Source organism: Sphingomonas sp. HF-S4, from assembly GCF_032911445.1.
GTDB lineage: Bacteria > Pseudomonadota > Alphaproteobacteria > Sphingomonadales > Sphingomonadaceae > Sphingomonas > Sphingomonas agrestis.
Genome location: NZ_JAWJEJ010000001.1, coordinates 2,712,293 through 2,731,097 on the forward strand (window position 1 = coordinate 2,712,293; position 18,805 = coordinate 2,731,097).

Here is an 18,805-nt window from a genome sequence, read left to right on the forward strand (position 1 = left end):
AGCTCGAGGCAGATCATGGCGACGCAGGCACAGGAACCGCTCAACCCCGGCATCCCGATGAAGCGCCAATGGGGCACCGCCCTTTCGGCGCTGCGCCGGCTGCTGTCGAACGGCGACGATACCGAGCAGGTGTTCCGCATCATGCGCGCGCTCAACGGCGACATCACCCAGAAGAATTACCGCAAACTGCTCACCGTCCCCGGCGGCGGCAAGCTCGCCTACCAGCGTCTCGAACTCGCCGAGCGGCTGTCCGACCGCAGCTGGATCGATGGCTTCGCGCCCGACACCGTCGGCGGTGCCTATCGCAGCTTCCTCGACGCGACCGGCTATTCGGCCAAGGGCCTCGCCGAAGTCAGCACCAACGCGATCGGCGCCGACGCGCTCGAAGTCGAGCACCCCTATGCCTGGATGGGCCGCCGCGAGCGCGACATCCACGATCTGTGGCACGTCCTTACCGGCTACAAGGCCGACGAGCATCTCGGCGAAGCGTGCCTCGTCGCCTTTTCCTACGCCCAGACCGGCGGGCTGGGCTGGGCGTTCATCGCCTCGGGCGCCGCACTCAAGAGCCTCCGCATCACCGGCAAGCGCGACTTCCTCCGCGCGGTGATCGAGGGCTATCGTCACGGCAAGGCCGCGCGATGGCTCCACGGCGAGGATTACGAGGCGCTGCTCGCCGAGCCGCTCGACGCCGCGCGACGCCGGCTGGGCATCGCCCAGCCCAAGGCCTATCGCGTCGCCCAGGCGAGCCTCGCCGAAGCGGGGCTGACGGGAATCTAGCGCGGTATCGACCTTAAATTCCCCTCCCTGAAAGGGAGGGGAGTGCGATGCTGCGGATCGATGCGGTTTAAGGCAAAGGCGGCAGCTCGGCGGGCACCTCTTCCGCGTCCGACGAAGGCGCCGACATCGCCGCGTCGAACGCCGACGGATCCATCACCGGCCCCGGCAGCGCGAACCGCGCCGCGTCGATCTCGGCCTTGCTCACCGAGCGCAGCTTCAGATACTCCACCAGCACCAGCCGCAGCGGCGTCCCCTTGGCGAAGATCTCGCGCAGCCGCGGCGCGAAGTCGGGCGACGGGATCATCGGCGCGAACGTCGCCAGCCCGGCATCGACTACCCCGGCGAACACCGCGCCGACCGGCGCGAGATCGCGATCGGCGTTCATCACCGCCTCGAGCGTGTTGCCCTTCGGCGTATCGACCTTGAGCGTCCACAGCGTGCCGCTCCGCCCGGCGACCTGTTCCTCGGCGCCCCGCGCGACCAGCACGGGGCGCTTGTCGGTCTCCGCCGGGGGCTTGCCGGCGAGCGCCATCTTGCCCGCTAGGCCGAGAAACGCCTTGCGCTCGATCACCAGCGGCTTGTCGCCCTGGAAGATCGCGACATATTCGGTGCCGCCGCGGCGCAGCAGCAGCACCTTGCCCGGCACTTCGGCGCGATAGTCGCCATTGTCGTCGACTTCGACCGACAGCGTCTCCTTGCCCATCTCATAGTGCGCGGTGATGTCCGCCGCCGCCGGCAGCGGCGCAAACAGCAGCGCCGCGGCGAGAGCCCGACGCATCACTTGGCCTTGGGCGCCGGGGCCGGCGTGGCCGCCTTGGGCTCGGCCCCCTTGGGCGCATCGCCGTTCGGCGTCGGCACCGGCGGCACCGCGGCGGCGCGCGCCCGGTCACGCTCGGCGCTCAGCCGCGCCTTGAGCGCCGCCTTGTCGAGCACGGTCGGCAGTGCGAACGCCTTGGCGTCGATCGCACCCTTCTCGACCTTGTCGAGCTTGAGCGCGTCGGCGAAGCGCAGCACCATGCCCTTGCCGAGCATTTCCTCGACGCGCTTCTCAAGGTTGCTCTTGCCGCCCTGGATCTGCTCGGAGCTCGCCGCGCCGAGCTTGGTCTGCATCGACAGCGCCTTGCCGATATTGGCATAGGCCGGGTCGGTGCTGATCACCGCCTCGAACGTCTCCTGCGCCGCCGGGCCGGCCGGCGCCGGCGCCGCGCCCTTGGGGGCGACCTTCCACACCTCGCCCGCCACGTCGGCGACGGTCTCGCCACCCGTCTTGGTCAGGTCGAACTCGCCCTGCGGCGGCATCCCCATCGGCTTGATCCCGCTTTCCTTCATCATCTCGCCCATCACGGCGATGAAGTCGTCGAGCCCGGCGGCGTAGCGCCCCTTGGGATCGGTGAGGATCAGATAGTCCTTGCCGTCGTTGCGGATGAACTGCTGCTGCCCGGCCTCGACCTTGGCATTGCCGTTGCCCGCCGCCTGGACGGTGATCGTCCCCGCGCCGCCGCCCAGCGTATAGCGCGCGGTGGTGTCCTCGGGTGCCTTCGAGCAGGCGGCAAGCGCGAGCGCCGCGGCAGCGGCGATGCAGATACGGATCATGGAATCTCCTTTTGCGGCCTTCATCGGCGAAGCGCTGTCCGGCGGCAAGGGGCTGCGCTACAGCATCCGCAAATGGCCGTCACGCGTCTCGTCCTCACCGATTTCCGCAACCATCGCGACGCCGTGCTGGCGCCGGGGCCCGGCTTCGTCGTGCTCACCGGCGAGAACGGCGCGGGCAAGACCAACGTGCTCGAAGCCGTCTCGCTGCTCGCCCCCGGCCGCGGCCTGCGACGGGCGCCGCTGTCGGAGATGGTGCGGCAAGGCGGCACCGGCGGATTCGGCGTGGCGGCTGACCTTCTTCAAGCCCCTCCACTTCAGGGGAGGGGTTGGGGGTGGGGCCTGTCAGTCTCACCGAGCCTGTCGCCTGCGGACAGTCCCCACCCCAACCCCTCCCCTGAAGGGGAGGGGCTTATCTCGCTCGGCACCGGCACCCAGCCCGACGCGCCCGAGCGCCGGCTGGTCCGGATCAACGGTGCCACCGCCGCCGCCGCCGCGCTCGCCGAATGGGTAACGGTGCTGTGGCTCACCCCGGCGATGGACCGGCTGTTCGTCGAGGGCCCCGGCGAGCGCCGCCGCTTCCTCGATCGCCTCACCCTCGCGCTCGCCCCCGGCCACGCGCATCATTCGACGCGCTACGAAGCCGCGATGCGCCAGCGCAACCGCCTCCTCGCCGACGACGCCCCCGCCGATCCCGAATGGCTCACCGCGCTCGAAGCCCGCATGGCCGAGCATGGCGCGGCGATCGACGCCGCGCGCCGCGATGCGGTGAACGCGCTTGCCGAACGCCTCGCCGCCCAGCCCGAAACCGTCTTCGCCCGCGCCGGCCTGGCGATCGAGGGCTGGCAGGGCGATGCCGACACCCTGGCCCGAGAACTGCGCGACGGCCGCCGCCGCGATGCCGCCGCGGGCCGCACCCTGTCCGGGCCGCACCGCGCCGACCTGCTCGTCACGCATCTCGGCAAGCACCAGCCCGCGCATCTCTGCTCGACCGGCGAGCAGAAAGCGCTGCTGCTCGGCCTCGTCCTCGCCCATGCCGAGCTCGTCGCGGACCGCGTCGGCCGCGCGCCGATCCTCCTGCTCGACGAAGTCGCCGCGCATCTCGATCCGGGCCGGCGGGCGGCGTTGTTCGAGCGGCTGGCGGGCGGCGGCCAGGTATGGATGACCGGCACCGAGCCCGAACTGTTCGAGGCGGTGCCCGGCGGCGCGACGCGCTACACGGTCACGCACGGCACGATCGACGAGGCCAGGAGACAAGCATGACGCAACCGCCAAAGCCCTGGGACGGCGAACAGGTCCGCAAATGGCTCGACCGCCGCTTCGAGGCATCACGGCTCGACCAGGCCGCAGCAGACCGCCGTGGCTATGACGCCCAGGACGACTATGACAAGGCGGCCGCCGAGGAATGGGTCTGCCGCGCGCTCAAGGCGCCCGACTGCACCGCCGACCAGGCCGTGCTGGCCAAGCGGCTCAAGGAACTGATCGCCCAGGATGAATATCAGGCGACCGGCATCTACGACGACACACGGTTCGAACGCCATGTCCGCGGCCATCTCCGGAAGCTGGCCAAGATGACCAAGGCGAACGAAGGCTTCGAGAAGACACTGCGCTATCAGTAGGGCGACCCTACCATCAGCGACCCAATCTCGCTCCAGGTCGCCGGCTCGCTCAGTCCTTGCAAACCGGAACGAGCGCCATCGTCATGGGCGCGCCGCCAAAGCCGGGGACTACCCGGTTCTCCACGCCGGTTTTCTTGCAGGGTTTGCCGTGCCGGTTGACCAACGGCCTATCGCTGCCGCGTTCGTTGCCGCGCGCCGTCGTCTTGCTTGTGTCGGCGAGCGGCGGGCATACGCCCTCTGCGATCAGTTGCCGCCGAAAGCGGTTCCCCGCTTCCCGTGCCCATGCGTCCGCGCTTGCCTTGCCCTTCGCTCGGTACCGACGCTGATATTCGGCGATCATGCGCTGCTTGTCGGCGGCGGGAAGCGCGTCCATGGAACAGGGGCGCGAGGCTTGCTGCACCCGGCGATTGGCCGGCTCCGCGTTCGCCCCTGCCGGCGTCGACGCCGCCACACCCATAAACAGAAACGCGAGCAGCAAATCTGAATACACGCACGATCCCCGATCAAATGGAGAAGTCCACGCAGCTTCGCTATCGAAAGCGCACCAGGCAATCGCCGCTGAGGGCGCCGGCGCACGCAGTGCACGGCCCGCCGCAATACAACCCCGCCGCAAGCCCGCGCCGCGGCGCCCCATTTTGCTTCCGTTTCCCCGGCGCCGACCCTATATGCTCGGCATGGCAAATACCGACGACCAGACTCCCGAAAACCTCCCCAACGCGAATGCCTATGGCGCCGACAGCATCAAGGTCCTCAAGGGCCTCGATGCGGTGCGGAAGCGCCCCGGCATGTATATCGGCGATACCGACGACGGCTCGGGCCTCCACCACATGGTGTTCGAGGTCTCGGACAATGCGATCGACGAGGCGCTCGCGGGGCATTGCGACAAGATCATCATCCAGTTGAACGCCGACGGTTCGGTTTCGGTCGAGGACAATGGCCGCGGCATCCCGACGGGGATTCACTCCGAGGAAGGCGTGTCGGCAGCCGAGGTCATCATGACCCAGCTCCATGCCGGCGGTAAGTTCGAGAACACGTCCGACGACAACGCGTACAAGGTGTCGGGCGGCCTTCACGGCGTCGGCGTCTCGGTGGTCAATGCGCTCAGCGAGTGGCTCGATCTCAACATCTGGCGCGACGGCGAGGAGCATTACATGCGCTTCGCCTATGGCGACGCCACTGCCCCGCTCAAGGTGATCGGCAAGGCTGAGGGCAAGAAGGGCACGCGCGTCACCTTCATGGCCTCGACCGAGAAGACGCCTGGCGACGGCGGCACCTTCAAGAACCAGATCGAATACGACTTCGACAAGCTCGAGCACCGCTATCGCGAGCTGGCGTTCCTCAATTCCGGGGTGCGCCTGTTCCTGCGCGACGCGCGGCATGAGGAAGTCAAGGAAATCGAGCTATATTACGAGGGCGGCATCGCCGCGTTCGTCAAGTATCTCGATCGCAACAAGCAGCCGCTGATGCCCGATCCCGTCGCGATCTCGGGCACCCGTGACGACGTGACGATCGACGTCGCGCTCGAATGGAACGACTCCTATTACGAGAACGTCCTCTGCTTCACCAACAACATCCCGCAGCGTGACGGCGGCACCCACTTGGCGGCGTTCCGCGCTGCGCTCACCCGCACGATCAATAGCTATGCCGACAAGTCGGGCGCGCTGAAGAAGGAGAAGGTCAGCCTCACCGGCGACGACATGCGCGAGGGCCTCACCGCGATCGTCTCGGTCAAGCTGCCCGATCCCAAGTTCAGCTCGCAGACCAAGGACAAGCTCGTCAGCTCCGAAGTCCGCCAGCCGCTCGAATCGCTGATGGCCGACAAGCTCGCCGAATGGCTCGAGGAGAATCCCGCCAACGCCAAGATGATCATCCAGAAGGTGATCGATGCCGCCGCCGCGCGCGAGGCCGCCAAGAAGGCGCGCGAGCTCACCCGGCGCAAGGGCGTGATGGACATCGCCTCGCTGCCCGGCAAGCTCGCCGACTGCCAGGAGCGCGATCCCGCCAAGTCCGAACTGTTCTTCGTCGAGGGTGACTCGGCCGGCGGCTCGGCCAAGCAGGGCCGCGACCGCCACTTCCAGGCGATCCTCCCGCTGCGCGGCAAGATCCTCAACGTCGAGCGCGCGCGCTTCGACCGGATGCTCGCCAGCCGCGAGATCGGCACGATCATCACCGCGCTCGGCACCGGCATCCGCGACGATTTCAACATCGAGAAGCTGCGCTACCACAAGATCGTCATCATGACCGACGCCGACGTCGACGGCGCCCACATCCGCACGCTGCTGCTGACCTTCTTCTACCGCCAGATGCCCGAGATCATCACCAACGGGCACCTCTATATCGCCCAGCCACCGCTCTATAAGGCGAGCAAGGGCCGCTCGGAGGTCTATCTCAAGGACGATAGCGCGCTCGACCAGTATCTGGTCGACGCCGGTGTCGGCGGCAACGTGCTCGACACCCAGGGCGCGCTGCGCAGCGGCGAGGATCTGCGCGAGCTGGTCGAGCATGCCCGTCGGATGCGCACCCTTATGCGCTACGTCCCGCGCCGCTATTCGGCCGACATCATCGAAGTGCTGGCGCTGGGCGGCGGGCTCGATCCCGAAGCGTCGCGAGAGGCGCGCGGCGACAGCCTCAAGACCACGGTCAACCGGCTCGACGCCGCCGATCCCGAGGCGCGCTGGTCCGCGCGGATCACCGAGGACGGCGGCTATCATTTCGAGCGGCTGTGGCGCGGCGTGACCGATCACCACATCGTCGAGGCGGCGTTCCTCGTCTCGGCCGAGGCGCGCAAGCTCCACACGCTGGCGAACGAGCAGGCCGAGAGCTACCTCCTTCCCTCCAAGCTGGTCCCGTCCAAGACGATCCCCGCCACCGAGATCGAGGCCGCGGCCGCGCTCGAGGGCGAATCGGAAGCCGAAGAGCCGGTCACCGTCGGCAAGGGCGAAGCCCTGGTCTCGCGGCCGAGCCAGCTGCTCGACGGCATCCTCGCCGCGGGCCGCAAGGGGCTGTCGATCCAGCGCTACAAGGGTCTCGGCGAAATGAACGCCGAGCAGCTCTGGGAGACCACGCTCGATCCGGCGAACCGCTCGATGCTGGTGGTCCAGGCCGACCAGGCCGACGTCGCCGACGCGATCTTCACCCAGCTGATGGGCGACGTGGTCGAGCCGCGCCGCGACTTCATCCAGGAGAATGCGCTCAGCGTCGCCAATCTGGACGTTTGATTGACGCGCTCGACTTAGGGACGGCGCAGGCCCAGCCTGCGCCTAGTAGCCAAGCTGCCTGCATAACCGCAGGCCCCTGGAAAATGCCGGATCTGTCCCGCCATTGGCGACGGCCCTTCGGATCTTGGCGCAATCCGCCTTCGCCTTGGACGTGCCGGCGCTTCTCGGTCCATCATGACCTCGCCGCACCGGCCGGGGACGCGTGCCCTCGCGTGCCGCTTCGCGCGTCGCGCTTCCTGCCGCCTCCGTGGCCATCAGGCCGCCCCAATCCACGCCATCCTGCGCTTGCGACGTAGCGGGCAGGATGAGGGCCGCGATCATTACCAAGGCCTTACGCGCCGGCATGCGTTTCTCCCGACGGTTAGGGCATCATGCAAACTCGCCCGTATTCGAAGATTCGACGCGTCAAGGGCCAGCCGGTTCCGTATGCGTGCGATCAATGAGAGGAAAAACGCGATGACGGCTGTCCAGGACTGCGATCAGCGAAACGCCCAGCGCAACGTCCCGGCGATCCCTCGCGTGCCCATCCGCAACGCCGGTGCGGCGAGCCCGGGGCTGCGCAGGCCGTGCATCCGCCGCGCCCAGTCGGGCAGCAGGTCGACCGCCGCCTGGAACGCCATCGCCTGGAACGGCTTGACCGCCAGATTGGGCGCGGGCTGGTCGAGCACCATCCGCGCGACTTCGCGCGTGCGCGCATCGACCACGAGCTCGGGCAGCATCGCGGCGATCAGCGCGTCGGCCTCGGCGCGGCTGCGCGGGATCGGATCGGCGCCCAGCGCCTCGGCGAGCAGCGCGAACTCGGCGAAATAGCGATCCTGGTCGGCCAGCGGCATGTCCGGCTCGGCATAGCGGATCCACGCGTCGAGGAAGCTCACTGCCTCGGTCACGTGCACCCAGGCGAGCAGCCGAGGATCGTCTGCGGAATAGGGCGTGCCGTCAGGCAGCACGCCCTTCACGCGGGTGTGCACGTCGCGCACCTTGGCGATCGCCGCCTCGGCCTCCTCGCGCGCACCATAGCTCGTCACCGCGATGAACCGCGCAGTACGCCGCAGCCGCCCGAGCATGTCGCCGCGAAAGCTCGAATGGTCCCACACCCCGGCGAGCACTGCGGGATGAAGCATCTGGAGCAGCAAAGCCGCGACCCCACCGACCATCATCGTCGTCACATCGCCATGCACCCGCCACACCACCGATTGCGGGCCGAATAGCCCGTCGGGGTTGCGCACCACCGGCGTCTCGCCCTTGGCAGAATCGTTGAACACCGCGCGCACCTGCCCGATCAGGGCGGACTTGAGCGTGCGGGCTGCCTGGGTGGTGGGACTCATGCCCTTGAGATAGGGGCCGCGCGTGCCGAGACCAAGAACGACATAAAGTTGCGCTTGCAAGCCGGTTTGCGACACGCCGGTTGACCCTGCACTCTTCGCAGTGCAGCAACGCCGGTCATGGCCAGCCTAGCGATCGCAAACAATCCCGACATCCGCTTCCTTGGACGCCTGCTCGGCGACGTGATCCGCGCCTATGGCGGCGAGGAACTGTTCAAGCGCATCGAATATATCCGCGCGACCTCGGTCGATCGCCACCGCGGCGTCGCCGGCGCCGGCGCGATCGATTCGGGGCTCGACCGCCTCAGCCTCGACGAGACGCTCGATTTCGTCCGCGGCTTCATGCTGTTCTCGATGCTCGCCAACCTTGCCGAGGATCGCCAGGGCGTCGAGACCGAGAAGCATGCCGACATCGCCTCTGCGCTGGCGCGGCTGAAGGAGCACGGCATCGGCCACGACGCCGTGATGGCGCTGCTGGACCACGCGCTGGTCGCCCCGGTGCTCACCGCGCACCCGACCGAGGTGCGGCGCAAGTCGATGATCGACCACAAGAACCGGATCGCCGAGTTGATGGCGCAGAAGGATCTCGGCGTCGACGAGACCGAGGACGGCGACAAGATCGACGAGGCGATCCTCCGGCAAATCGCGCTGCTATGGCAGACCCGCGTGCTGCGCCGCGAGAAATTGGGCGTCGCCGACGAAGTCGAGACCGCGCTTTCCTATCTGCGCGACGTGTTCCTCCCCGTCCTTCCCGCGCTCTATGCCCGCTGGGACCGCGCGCTCGGCGAACGCGCGCCTTCCTTCCTGCGCGCCGGCAGCTGGATCGGCGGCGACCGCGACGGCAACCCCTTCGTCACCGCCGAGTCGATGAAGCTCGCGCTCGCCCGCGCCGCCGAGACGGTGCTGGCGTATTATATGGAGTCGGTCCACGCGCTCGGCGCCGAGCTGTCGATCTCGACCGAGCATAGCAAGGTCAGCGACGAGGTCCTCAAGCTCGCCGAGGCCAGCCACGACACCGGCCGCAGCCGCGAGGACGAGCCCTATCGCCGTGCGCTGACCGGCATCTATGCCCGCCTTTCCGCCACGCACGAGAAGCTCACCGGCAAGCGCGCGCCGCGCCCCGCCCCGCTCCAGGCCGAACCCTATGCCGAACCCGGCGCGCTGCGCGAGGAGCTCGTCGCGATCGCCCGCGGCCTCGCTGCAGAGGGCGAAGGGCCGCTCGCCAGCGGCGGCGCTCTCGGCCGGCTGATCCGCGCGGTCGAGACCTTCGGCTTCCATCTCGCCACGCTCGACATGCGCCAGAACAGCGCGATCCACGAGCGCGTCGTCGCCGAGCTGCTCAAGGCCGCCGGCGTCTGCGACGACTATCTCGCGCTCGACGAGGACGCCCGTGTCGCGATGCTCCGCACCGAGCTCGAAAGCCCGCGGCTGATCACCAGCCCCTATGCCGATTATTCGGAGGAGACCGCTTCCGAGCTCGCGATCGTCCGCGCCGCCGCCGAGGCGCACGGCAAATATGGCCGCCAGTGCATCACCCACTACATCGTCTCGATGGCGCAGTCGGTGTCCGATCTGCTCGAAGTCCATCTGCTCCTCAAGGAAGCCGGGCTCTACATTCCCGGCGAAGACCCCCAGGCGCACATCATGGCGATCCCGCTGTTCGAGACGATCGCCGACCTGGAAGGCGCGCCGGCGATCATGGAGGCCTGGCTCGCGCTCCCCGAAGTCGCGGCGATCGCGGCCAAGCGCGGCCACCAGGAAGTGATGATCGGCTATTCGGATTCGAACAAGGACGGGGGCTATCTCACCTCGACCTGGCAGCTCAGCCGCGGCTCGACCGCGCTCAAGCCGGTGTTCGAAAAGGCCGACATCGCGATGCAGCTCTTCCACGGCCGCGGCGGCGCGGTCGGGCGCGGCGGGGGATCTAGCTTCTCGGCGATCCTCGCCCAGCCGCCGGGCACGGTGCAGGGCCGCATCCGCATCACCGAGCAGGGCGAAGTTATCGCCGCGAAATACGGCACGCGTGCCAGCGCGATGACCAATCTCGAGGCGATGGCCTCGGCCACCCTGCTCGCCAGCCTCGAGCCCGAGCAGCTCGCCCCCGCCGATGCCACGCGCTTCGCCGCGGCGATGGACCAGCTCTCGGACACGGCATTCAAGGCCTATCGCGGTCTGGTCTACGAGACCGAGGGCTTCACCACCTTCTTCCGCCAGGCCACCCCGATCGCCGAGATCGCCGGCCTCAAGATCGGCAGCCGCCCGGCCAGCCGGAAGAAGTCCGACGCGATCGAGGACCTGCGCGCGATCCCCTGGGTGTTCAGCTGGGCGCAGGCGCGCGTGATGCTGCCGGGCTGGTACGGCGTCGGCCAGGCGATCGACGCGTTCGCCGACAAGGGGCTGCTGCGCGAGATGGCGTCGGGCTGGCCGCTGTTCGCCTCGACGCTGGCGAACATGGAGATGGTGCTCGCCAAGTCCGACATGGACGTGGCCTCGCATTACGCCGCCCTTGTCGAGGACAAGGCCCTGCGCGACCATATCTTCGGGCGCATCCGCGAGGGCTGGGACAAGACGCATGACGGCCTGCTCCAGGTGACGCGCCAGACCCGCCTGCTCGAGAAGCACCCGGGTCTGGAGACCTCGATCCGCCTCCGCCTGCCCTATATCGAGCCGCTCAACCTCCTCCAGATCGAGCTGTTGAAGCGCCACCGCGCTGGCGAGGAAGACGCCCGGATCGGCGAAGGCATCCTGCTCTCGATCAACGCCATCGCGACCGCGCTGCGCAACAGCGGCTGATCAACGATCCTCCCTCGCGTAGCGGGGGAGGATTTGGATCAGGCCAGGAACGGCGCCGCCACTTCCTCCGGAACGCGTACCAGCCGCCCGGTCGCACGATCGATGATCGCCCAGGTTGTCTTGGCTTCGACGCGGACCTTGCCGTCCGCCCCGGTGAACTTCATGTAGCGATTGAACCGCGCGCCCTTGGGCGGCTCCTGCACCCAGGTCTCCGCGGTCACCGTCTCGCCCTCCAATACACTGGCCCGGTAATCGATCTCGTGCCGGGTGATCACCCAGATATAGGCCGCGTCATGCTCGGGCGCCGCGATTGCGTGCCAGTGCGCCACCGCGACGTCCTGGATCCACTTCACCCACACTGCATTGTTGACGTGGCCCAGGATGTCGATGTCCTCGGGGCCGGCGGTGATCGTGGCGGTATAGGGCGTCATTCCCTCAGGCTAGCGTAACCAATCCTGAAAGGTCATCGTTGATTTTCCGCCGCTATAATGCGTGCATGGTTCCGTTACGTCCCACACGTCTTTTCCGCAGCCGCTGGACCGCGTTGCTCTGGGCGGCGGGCGTGATCTTCACGGCCGTGACGACGATCGGCCTCGGCGACTCGGAGAGCAAAGCCGTCGAATCCAAGCTGGTCGATGCAACCGGCGCCAATGTCAGCGACGCCGATCTCGCGGCGGTGGCGAACCTGCTCAGCGAATGACCGTGCACGCGATCGGCGGCAGCCCGGGCGCCGTGAAGGTCATGTCGCTGCCCTTGCCGCGCAGCTCGTAGCCGCGGGCGGTGTAGCGAATGCCCGAGGCGACACGCTCGCCCTGCAAGGTCGCCAGTGCCTTGCCGCCGCGCACGACGGTAACGCGGTCCCTTTCGGGATCGAAGCGCGCGACAAGGCGAGAACCGTCCATGCAGCGATACCGCGCCGTCGAGCGATTGTCCTCGCCCGGCTGGGGCGTGGGCGCCGCCTCGCCGGAGCGCGGCGTGATATCGGCGCTGCGGATGCGCCAACTGCGCTGCTCTGGCGTAGCGCCGTCGATCTCGGCGGTGCGGTGGAGCACGATCGAGCCGCGCATGTTGAACGGCCGCGTATCCGGTCTGAGCGTGCCGAAGACCTCCACCGGAACGGTCACGTAGCGCTGGCCCGCGCCTGAATCGACGCGGCCCGGCGTACCGACCTTCGCGTGATATTCGGCATAGCGGCCGAAGCTCGCGGCGAACGCGTCGGGAGTCATGCCCGCCGCACCCGGCTCCCATAGCCGGTAGGCTTGGCTATATTTCCCGGCTTCGAGCAGCGCGTAATATTTCTGGACGACCTTAGCCGCGCCCTGCGCGCCGTCTTGAGCCATTGGCGCCTCGTTCGCCGGCATCGCGGGCCCTGATGGCGTTGCCGCTGCCGTTGGGACGGCGCGCGGCTCGTCAGGCAGCGCCGCTGGATCGTTGCCGGGCGCGACGGCATTGTCGGGCGCCGTCACATTCCTGTCGGTCTGGGCCGAGCAGGCGGCAAGGGCGAGCAGCAGCGGCAAAGTCAGGCGCATGGGATTTCCAGTTCAAGCAGCGGGCGACGAACGCGCCCGCCGCCTGCGCCGTTCCTCAATCCTGGAGCGGCTGGTTGCCCACAAAGCCGAGCCGTTCGACCCCGGCGCGCTTGACCACCGCCAGCACCCCATCGAACCGCTCGTAGCGTGCATCGGGATCGGTCTGCATGTGGAGCACGCCCGTCGCATCGGCCTGCATCTTGGCGAGCAGCCCCGGCAGTTCGGCGTCCGCGATGGCACGGCCTTCCCAGAACAAGGTGCCGCCGCGGTCGATCGCCAGCCTATACGGCCGCTCGATTTCGCTGGTCAGCTTCGGCTTGCCGGGCAAGTCGATCGGCACCTTGTGCGTCATCACCGGGATGCTGAGGATCATCACGATCAGCAGCACCAGCATCACGTCGATGAACGGCGTGACGTTGATCGCGCTGAAGGGGACGGGCTCGGGACGCGCGGTGTAAGCCATTGCACCTCTCCTCTGTTGTTATGATGCAACGTATCACACCTCTACCTGGGCGCAATGGCCTCTTGAAATGTAGGATTTGCAATGCTGCAATCGGTGCGGGCGCCCGCAAATTGGCGACACCCATGCTCTTTGAACCGGTGCAGACAGCGCAATATCCGCAAGAAACAATCTTTCGCTGCCCAGCAATTTTCGCAAAGATTAAATGCGCAAAGTGCGAAGTTAAGCGGGCGGAATCCTATTTCGGCCCGTGTCAGCTCTCATATCTCCAGTTGCGCCGCTTGCCCTCCCGCAGCCATTCGACTGCGTCGGCCGCACGTTTGAGTCGCGTTTCGGGCCGCTTGGCCTCGGCGATCCATTCGCAATATTCGCGCCGCTGGCCCGGCGGAAACCCCTCGAACGTCGCCTTCGCTTTGGCATCCCCGGCCAGCGCCTCGGCCAGTTCGGCGGGCACTTCCGCCTCGGGCTTGGGCGCCTTGGCAGCGCGCGCCGGCTTCACCCCGGCGTCGATCCGCGCCGCCGCATCGCGCACCTGCACCTCGAACGTCGCGGCATCGGGCAGATCGTCGAGGCTCTCGATCCGGCCATATTGGCCCATCGCCGCGCCTTGCTTGCCCGTCGGCAGCGCCTCGCGGTCCCAGAAGCCGAAGGCGGCATGCGCCTTGAACGCCGCCATGTTGGCGAGCGGCTTTCCATTATAGTCGAAGAACGGCATCGACCATTTGATCGCCTCTTCCGCCTCGGGGCACGCCGTGTGGACGCGCTCGCGCAGCCATTCGAGGATCGGCCGGGCGAAGTCGGCCTTGCCGGCGATATAGGTGTCGATGCGCGGGTCCCGCATGGCGCTCTCCTGGACGGAGCGCCATGCTGGGTTTGGCCGCGCGCGCCGTCAAGCGTCAGGGTTCGAGCGCGGCCTCGTCGCCGTCGTCGAGCTCTTCGTCGAGATCCTCGTCATCGTCGTCGAGATCGGCCTGGATCTCGTCCTCGCGCTGGTCGTCCTCGTCCTGCTCGGCGTCGTCATCCTCCTCGCCGAGCTCGTCGTCCGCCATGCCGAGGTCGTCGGTGTCGTCGTCGTCGCCGTCATCGCCCCGGTCGACCGGGATGTCGGTCAGCACGTTGCCGTCGCTGGGGGCGTCGTTGGTGGCCTCGATGATCTCGGCGCGCTGGCTCTCGTCATAGCCGTCCTCGTCGAAACCGTCGTCGTTGGGGCCCTGTATCGGAACCTGATGACCACCCATCGCCTGTCCTTTTCGCTCCGGGGGTCGAAGCGTCCCCCGTACGATGTGCGAACGGCGGGCCAGGCCCATCCGTTCCGTCAGCTCGGGCGGAAAAGACGCCCCCGTTCGGCGACTGCGACCGAGACCATCGCGAGCACGCCCATCGCGACGAAGCCGGTATAGAGCGGCACCGTGGTCCCGTCGAACGACTGGCCGATCTGTGCGCCGATCACCGCGCCGCCCATCGTCGCGACGAAGCCCTGCAGGCTGGAGGCGGTGCCGGCGATCTCGCCCATCCGCTCCATTGCCATCGCCGAGAAGTTCGACGTGGCAAGGCCGAAGCTCGCCATCATCAGCGCCTGGAGGATCGCGAACGACCAAAGGTTCTCGTGCCCCGAAAGCGCGACCGCCAAGTGGATCGCGGCGAACAGGATCAACGCCGAAAGCGCAGTGTGCGAGATCCGCCGCGTGCCGATCTTCATAACGATCCGCGAGTTGAGGAACGACCCGATCGCCATCGTGCTGGCGACTGCGGCGAAGATGAGCGTGAGCAGCTCGGGCCGGCCGAACACGACGTCCATGATCTGCTGGATCGATCCGATGAACCCGAACAGCCCGCCCGAGAGCAGCGCCGCGGCGAGCGTATATCCCACCGCGTAGCGATCACGCAGGACGAGGCCGTAATCCGCGAGGATCCGGCTCGGCTGGAGCGACTGGCGATTGGCCGGGTCGAGCGTCTCGGGCATCCGCAACCAGAACCAGGCGACCACCAGCAGCGAGACTGCGCCCACGCCCCAGAAGATCATCCGCCACGATCCGCCCGCCGACAGCACGCCCTGGCCGAACGCGGGCGCAAAGATCGGCGCGGCCATGAACACGATGAACGCCAGGCTCATCACCCGCGCCATCGCCCGGCCCGCGAAGCAATCGCGCACCAGCGCCACCGTCACCACCCGCGCGCCCGCCGCCGCGGTCCCCATCAGGAAGCGTGAGGCCAGCAGCAGTTCGAAGCTGCCCGAGATCGCCGCCAGCGCACAGGTCAGCGCATAGCTGAACAGCGCGATGCCGAGCACCGGCCGCCGCCCGAACCGATCCGACAGCGGCCCATAGACCAACTGCGCGATCGCGAAGCCGAGCAGGAACGCGGTGATGACGAACTGGCGGTGATTGGGCTCGGCAACCCCCAGGCTGTCGCCGATCGCGGGCAGCGCCGGCAGCATCGAATCGATGCCAAGCGCGGTCAGCGCCATCATGGACGCGATCAGCGTCACGAACTCGCCGAACCGGAGCGGTGCGCGATTGGCGGAATCGGTGGCGAGGTGCGGCTCGGACATGGCGGTGCCCATGAAGGATCGGGGCGCGGGCGTCACCCCCAAGCGGCACGATTGATCGCCGTCATGCCCGCACCCCCGCTTGTTCGGCAGGGCCCTGCGGGTCTAACTGGACCCAACATACGGAGACTCGCATGCTCGACACCCTCGCTGAGATCCCGGCGCTTTCGCTGGCCGATCAGCAATCCGATCCCGAAGGCTTCGCGCAAGCCTTCGGCCAGTCCTTCCAGCGCTTCGGCTTCGCCGTGGTGCGCGATCACGGCATCCCCGACGCGCTGATCGAGCGCGCCTGGGCGATGACCAAGGCGTTCTTCGACCTGCCCGAAGACGTCAAGCGCAGCTATTTCGTCGAGGGCGGCGGCGGCGCGCGCGGCTATACGCCGTTCAAGACCGAGATCGCCAAGGGCGCCACCCATGTCGATCTCAAGGAATTCTGGCATATCGGCCGCCAGATCGCCGCGGGGCATCGCTTCGAGGACAAGATGTCGCCCAACATCTGGCCCGACCAGCCCGAGGGTTTTCGCGAGACCTTCCTCGAGCTGTTCCAGGCGTTCGACGATGCCGGCGACAAATTGCTCTCGGCAGTGGCGCGCTATCTCGGTCTCGCGCCCGACTGGTTCGATCACGCCGTCAAGGACGGCAATTCGGTACTGCGCCTGCTCCATTATCCCCCGGTCGACGCCGATGCGCCCGAAGTCCGCGCCGGCGCGCATGAGGACATCAACCTGATCACGCTGCTGCTCGGCGCCGAGGAAGCCGGGCTGGAGCTGCTCGACCGCGGCGGCACCTGGCTGGCGGTCAAGCCGCCCCAGGGCGCGATGGTGGTCAATGTGGGCGACATGCTCCAGCGCCTCACCAACCATGTTCTACCCTCGACCACCCACCGCGTGGTCAATCCGCCGCCCGAGCGCCGCGGCCATTCGCGCTATTCGATGCCCTTCTTCCTGCATCCCGCACCCGATTTCCTGATCAAGGCGCTGCCGAGCTGCGTAACGGCGGAGAACCCGGAGCGCGAACCCCCGATCACCGCGCACGACTATCTCGCCGAGCGCCTCGCCGAGATCGGGCTGATCAAGAAATAGAAAATCTAATTCCCCTCCCTGCAAGGGAGGGGCTAGGGGTGGGTCAGCGGCGGACGGGGCTCGATGCCCCGGCCGTCGCTTTGTTGTCGGGCGTAGGGCTCGGAGCTTTGCTCCTCGCACCCACCCCCAGCCCCTCCCTTTCAGGTAGGGGAGCAAAAGGGAAAGAAATGACCGAACCGCTTCGCATCGCACTCGCCGGCCTGGGAACCGTGGGCGCGGGCGTCATTCGTCTGCTCGACGCGAATGGCGAGTTGATCGCGCGGCGTGCGGGGCGGCCGATCGAAGTCGTCGCGGTCTCTGCGCGCGATCGCTCCAAGGACCGCGGTGTCGACATCGCCCGGTTCGACTGGATCGACGATCCCGCCGAGCTCGCCCGCCATCCCAGGGCCGATGTCGTGGTCGAGCTGGTCGGCGGCTCGGACGGCCCCGCACTTGCGCTCGCGCGCGCGACGCTGGCGGCTGGCAAGAGCTTCGTCACTGCCAACAAGGCGATGATCGCGCATCACGGGCTCGAGCTCGCGCGCGCAGCCGAATCCGCCAATCTCGCGCTCAAGTTCGAAGCCGCGGTCGCCGGCGGCGTGCCGGTGATCAAGGGTCTCCGGGAAGGCGCCGCCGCCAATGTGATCGGCCGCGTCTACGGCATCCTCAACGGCACTTGCAATTTCATCCTCTCCAAGATGGAAGCCGAGGGCCGCGACTTCGGCGAAATCCTCAGCGAAGCCCAGGCGCTCGGCTATGCCGAAGCCGATCCCAGCTTCGACATCGACGGCGTCGATGCCGCGCACAAGCTCTCGATCCTCGCCAGCGTCGCGTTCGGCGCGCAGCCTGCGTTTGGCGACGTCGCGATCACCGGCGTCCGCCACGTCATGGCCGCCGACATCGCCGAAGCCGACGCGCTCGGCTATCGCGTTCGCCTGCTCGGCGTCGCGGATTCGGGTCCGCATGGCCTGTTCCAGCGGGTCCACCCGCACCTCGTGCCGCTCAGCCACCCGCTCGCGCACGTCGTCGGATCGACCAATGCGGTCGTCGCCGAGGGCAATTTCGTCGGCCGCCTGCTGTTCCAGGGCGCCGGCGCCGGCGACGGCCCGACCGCAAGTGCCGTCGTCGCCGACCTGATCGACATCGCCCGCGGCGAATTCGGCCCGCCCTACGCGATGCCCGCCGACGCGCTTGCCGCGCAGGACGCCGCCGACAGCGGCGAGCGCCGCGCGCGCGCCTATGTCCGCCTGACCGTCGCCGATCGAGTCGGCGTCCTCGCCGAGATCGCCGCGGCGATGCGCGACGCCGGGGTTTCGATCGAGAGCCTGATCCAGCGCGGCGCCAATCCTGACGGCAGCGTCTTCGTCGCGATCGTCACCCACGAAGGCCCCGAGCGCAGCGTCGCCCAGGCGCTCGAAAAGCTGCGCGGCTCGCAGAGTCTGGTCGGCGAGCCGATGTGGATGCACATCCTCGCGGATTGAGCTCTCAGGGCGGCGGCGCGCGCCGCACATAGCCTGCGCCGCCCAGCCCGACGGTCACCCCGACGCCCACCGATCCGCATTTGGCCATGAACGGACCCTGCCCGCACTCGACGATCCCCTGCGCCTCGCGCGTCATGATCGGCGCAAGCTGGGCATTGGCGTCGTTCTTCGGGTTATAGGTCGGCACGAGCGGTAGCTGGTGGCGATAGGCCTCGCGCTGCGCGCAGACGACGATTTCGTCCTGGTCCTCGCTATTGCAAGAGATTTCCGCCGAGGTTTTAGCGCGATATTCGGCGAGCGCGGCAGTAACCGCGGGCGCCTCCTGGACCAGCAGCAGCAACGGCACCCACATTGGCGAATCCTTACGCTTGCGACGAAACGAGGCTGGCGCACGGTTGCGGCGAAAT

At 67.8% G+C, this 18,805-nt stretch carries 19 protein-coding genes; 8 read left to right on the plus strand and 11 right to left on the minus strand.

Features of this window, described 5'->3' with window-relative positions:
- Positions 1-15 precede the first annotated feature (15 nt).
- Positions 16-777 carry a Coq4 family protein gene (locus RZN05_RS12285; protein ID WP_317226895.1) on the plus strand — a complete coding sequence of 254 codons (762 nt, stop codon included), beginning with the start codon at positions 16-18 and terminating at the stop codon, positions 775-777.
- A gap of 67 nt (positions 778-844) precedes the next feature.
- Here the strand turns inward: RZN05_RS12285 and RZN05_RS12290 are convergent, their stop codons facing one another.
- Positions 845-1,555: a hypothetical protein gene (locus RZN05_RS12290; RefSeq protein ID WP_317226896.1), complete on the minus strand. Its 711-nt coding sequence runs from the start codon at positions 1,553-1,555 to the stop codon at positions 845-847.
- Entirely contained in the window at positions 1,555-2,370 is an 816-nt protein-coding gene (locus RZN05_RS12295) for a hypothetical protein (protein ID WP_317226897.1), read from the minus strand. Before RZN05_RS12295 ends, RZN05_RS12290 begins: the two co-directional genes overlap by 1 nt.
- 72 nt (positions 2,371-2,442) lie before the next feature.
- Here RZN05_RS12295 and recF point away from each other — a divergent pair, with 72 nt between their 5' ends.
- Both recF and RZN05_RS12305 read left to right on the plus strand, forming a co-directional pair.
- Positions 2,443-3,630 (plus strand): DNA replication/repair protein RecF, encoded by a 1,188-nt coding sequence (gene recF, locus RZN05_RS12300; protein ID WP_317226898.1) that lies wholly within the window; start codon positions 2,443-2,445, stop codon positions 3,628-3,630.
- Positions 3,627-3,986 carry a hypothetical protein gene (locus tag RZN05_RS12305; RefSeq protein ID WP_317226899.1) on the plus strand — a complete coding sequence of 120 codons (360 nt, stop codon included), beginning with the start codon at positions 3,627-3,629 and terminating at the stop codon, positions 3,984-3,986. Before recF ends, RZN05_RS12305 begins: the two co-directional genes overlap by 4 nt.
- A gap of 49 nt (positions 3,987-4,035) precedes the next feature.
- On the opposite strand, the gene RZN05_RS12310 is transcribed toward RZN05_RS12305, so the two are convergent.
- Complete coding sequence (locus RZN05_RS12310) at positions 4,036-4,476, minus strand: hypothetical protein (protein WP_317226900.1); 441 nt, start codon at positions 4,474-4,476, stop codon at positions 4,036-4,038.
- Between the two features lie 175 nt (positions 4,477-4,651).
- Between RZN05_RS12310 and gyrB the strand changes: the two genes are divergently transcribed.
- Positions 4,652-7,204 (plus strand): DNA topoisomerase (ATP-hydrolyzing) subunit B, encoded by a 2,553-nt coding sequence (gene gyrB, locus RZN05_RS12315; protein ID WP_317226901.1) that lies wholly within the window; start codon positions 4,652-4,654, stop codon positions 7,202-7,204.
- Between the two features lie 479 nt (positions 7,205-7,683).
- Here gyrB and RZN05_RS12320 read toward each other — a convergent pair whose 3' ends face one another.
- Entirely contained in the window at positions 7,684-8,529 is an 846-nt protein-coding gene (locus RZN05_RS12320; protein ID WP_317227616.1) for an oxygenase MpaB family protein, read from the minus strand.
- A gap of 117 nt (positions 8,530-8,646) precedes the next feature.
- Here RZN05_RS12320 and ppc point away from each other — a divergent pair, with 117 nt between their 5' ends.
- Positions 8,647-11,319: a phosphoenolpyruvate carboxylase gene (gene ppc, locus RZN05_RS12325; protein WP_317226902.1), complete on the plus strand. Its 2,673-nt coding sequence runs from the start codon at positions 8,647-8,649 to the stop codon at positions 11,317-11,319.
- A 38-nt stretch (positions 11,320-11,357) separates the two neighbouring features.
- On the opposite strand, the gene RZN05_RS12330 is transcribed toward ppc, so the two are convergent.
- Positions 11,358-11,750 carry an acyl-CoA thioesterase gene (locus tag RZN05_RS12330; RefSeq protein WP_317226903.1) on the minus strand — a complete coding sequence of 131 codons (393 nt, stop codon included), beginning with the start codon at positions 11,748-11,750 and terminating at the stop codon, positions 11,358-11,360.
- A 131-nt stretch (positions 11,751-11,881) separates the two neighbouring features.
- Here RZN05_RS12330 and RZN05_RS12335 point away from each other — a divergent pair, with 131 nt between their 5' ends.
- A complete protein-coding gene (locus RZN05_RS12335; protein ID WP_317226904.1) occupies positions 11,882-12,019 on the plus strand; it encodes a hypothetical protein in 138 nt (45 codons plus the stop codon).
- Here the strand turns inward: RZN05_RS12335 and RZN05_RS12340 are convergent.
- The 5 genes from RZN05_RS12340 to RZN05_RS12360 all read right to left on the minus strand — a co-directional run bounded on the left by RZN05_RS12340 (position 12,009) and on the right by RZN05_RS12360 (position 15,859).
- A complete protein-coding gene (locus RZN05_RS12340; protein WP_317226905.1) occupies positions 12,009-12,848 on the minus strand; it encodes an MliC family protein in 840 nt (279 codons plus the stop codon). The genes RZN05_RS12335 and RZN05_RS12340 overlap by 11 nt on opposite strands.
- Positions 12,849-12,903: 55 nt before the next feature.
- Entirely contained in the window at positions 12,904-13,311 is a 408-nt protein-coding gene (locus RZN05_RS12345) for an ExbD/TolR family protein (protein ID WP_317226906.1), read from the minus strand.
- A 250-nt stretch (positions 13,312-13,561) separates the two neighbouring features.
- Positions 13,562-14,149, minus strand: a complete 588-nt coding sequence (locus tag RZN05_RS12350; protein ID WP_317226907.1) for a YdeI/OmpD-associated family protein — start codon at positions 14,147-14,149, stop codon at positions 13,562-13,564.
- Positions 14,150-14,204: 55 nt separating this feature from the next.
- Positions 14,205-14,546, minus strand: coding sequence for a DNA primase (locus RZN05_RS12355; RefSeq protein WP_317226908.1), 342 nt, complete (start codon positions 14,544-14,546; stop codon positions 14,205-14,207).
- A 77-nt stretch (positions 14,547-14,623) separates the two neighbouring features.
- Entirely contained in the window at positions 14,624-15,859 is a 1,236-nt protein-coding gene (locus RZN05_RS12360) for a multidrug effflux MFS transporter (protein WP_317226909.1), read from the minus strand.
- Positions 15,860-15,990: 131 nt separating this feature from the next.
- Here RZN05_RS12360 and RZN05_RS12365 point away from each other — a divergent pair, with 131 nt between their 5' ends.
- Both RZN05_RS12365 and RZN05_RS12370 read left to right on the plus strand, forming a co-directional pair.
- Positions 15,991-16,938: an isopenicillin N synthase family dioxygenase gene (locus RZN05_RS12365; RefSeq protein ID WP_317226910.1), complete on the plus strand. Its 948-nt coding sequence runs from the start codon at positions 15,991-15,993 to the stop codon at positions 16,936-16,938.
- Between the two features lie 167 nt (positions 16,939-17,105).
- A complete protein-coding gene (locus RZN05_RS12370; protein ID WP_317226911.1) occupies positions 17,106-18,398 on the plus strand; it encodes a homoserine dehydrogenase in 1,293 nt (430 codons plus the stop codon).
- 4 nt (positions 18,399-18,402) lie between these two features.
- Here RZN05_RS12370 and RZN05_RS12375 read toward each other — a convergent pair whose 3' ends face one another.
- Positions 18,403-18,750, minus strand: coding sequence for a hypothetical protein (locus tag RZN05_RS12375; protein WP_317226912.1), 348 nt, complete (start codon positions 18,748-18,750; stop codon positions 18,403-18,405).
- Between the last annotated feature and the right edge of the window lie 55 nt (positions 18,751-18,805).

What these genes read in the sequence shown, in the direction of transcription:
- RZN05_RS12345 (WP_317226906.1), bottom strand. Translation starts at nt 13,311, where the DNA reads ATGGCTTACACCGCGCGTCCCGAGCCCGTCCCCTTCAGCGCGATCAAC.
- RZN05_RS12305 (WP_317226899.1), top strand. Translation starts at nt 3,627, where the DNA reads ATGACGCAACCGCCAAAGCCCTGGGACGGCGAACAGGTCCGCAAATGG.
- recF (WP_317226898.1), top strand. Translation starts at nt 2,443, where the DNA reads ATGGCCGTCACGCGTCTCGTCCTCACCGATTTCCGCAACCATCGCGAC.
- RZN05_RS12360 (WP_317226909.1), bottom strand. Translation starts at nt 15,859, where the DNA reads ATGTCCGAGCCGCACCTCGCCACCGATTCCGCCAATCGCGCACCGCTC.
- ppc (WP_317226902.1), top strand. Translation starts at nt 8,647, where the DNA reads ATGGCCAGCCTAGCGATCGCAAACAATCCCGACATCCGCTTCCTTGGA.
- RZN05_RS12365 (WP_317226910.1), top strand. Translation starts at nt 15,991, where the DNA reads ATGCTCGACACCCTCGCTGAGATCCCGGCGCTTTCGCTGGCCGATCAG.
- RZN05_RS12285 (WP_317226895.1), top strand. Translation starts at nt 16, where the DNA reads ATGGCGACGCAGGCACAGGAACCGCTCAACCCCGGCATCCCGATGAAG.
- RZN05_RS12340 (WP_317226905.1), bottom strand. Translation starts at nt 12,848, where the DNA reads ATGCGCCTGACTTTGCCGCTGCTGCTCGCCCTTGCCGCCTGCTCGGCC.
- RZN05_RS12290 (WP_317226896.1), bottom strand. Translation starts at nt 1,555, where the DNA reads ATGCGTCGGGCTCTCGCCGCGGCGCTGCTGTTTGCGCCGCTGCCGGCG.
- RZN05_RS12355 (WP_317226908.1), bottom strand. Translation starts at nt 14,546, where the DNA reads ATGGGTGGTCATCAGGTTCCGATACAGGGCCCCAACGACGACGGTTTC.
- gyrB (WP_317226901.1), top strand. Translation starts at nt 4,652, where the DNA reads ATGCTCGGCATGGCAAATACCGACGACCAGACTCCCGAAAACCTCCCC.
- RZN05_RS12370 (WP_317226911.1), top strand. Translation starts at nt 17,106, where the DNA reads ATGACCGAACCGCTTCGCATCGCACTCGCCGGCCTGGGAACCGTGGGC.
- RZN05_RS12320 (WP_317227616.1), bottom strand. Translation starts at nt 8,529, where the DNA reads ATGAGTCCCACCACCCAGGCAGCCCGCACGCTCAAGTCCGCCCTGATC.
- RZN05_RS12350 (WP_317226907.1), bottom strand. Translation starts at nt 14,149, where the DNA reads ATGCGGGACCCGCGCATCGACACCTATATCGCCGGCAAGGCCGACTTC.
- RZN05_RS12375 (WP_317226912.1), bottom strand. Translation starts at nt 18,750, where the DNA reads ATGTGGGTGCCGTTGCTGCTGCTGGTCCAGGAGGCGCCCGCGGTTACT.
- RZN05_RS12330 (WP_317226903.1), bottom strand. Translation starts at nt 11,750, where the DNA reads ATGACGCCCTATACCGCCACGATCACCGCCGGCCCCGAGGACATCGAC.
- RZN05_RS12295 (WP_317226897.1), bottom strand. Translation starts at nt 2,370, where the DNA reads ATGATCCGTATCTGCATCGCCGCTGCCGCGGCGCTCGCGCTTGCCGCC.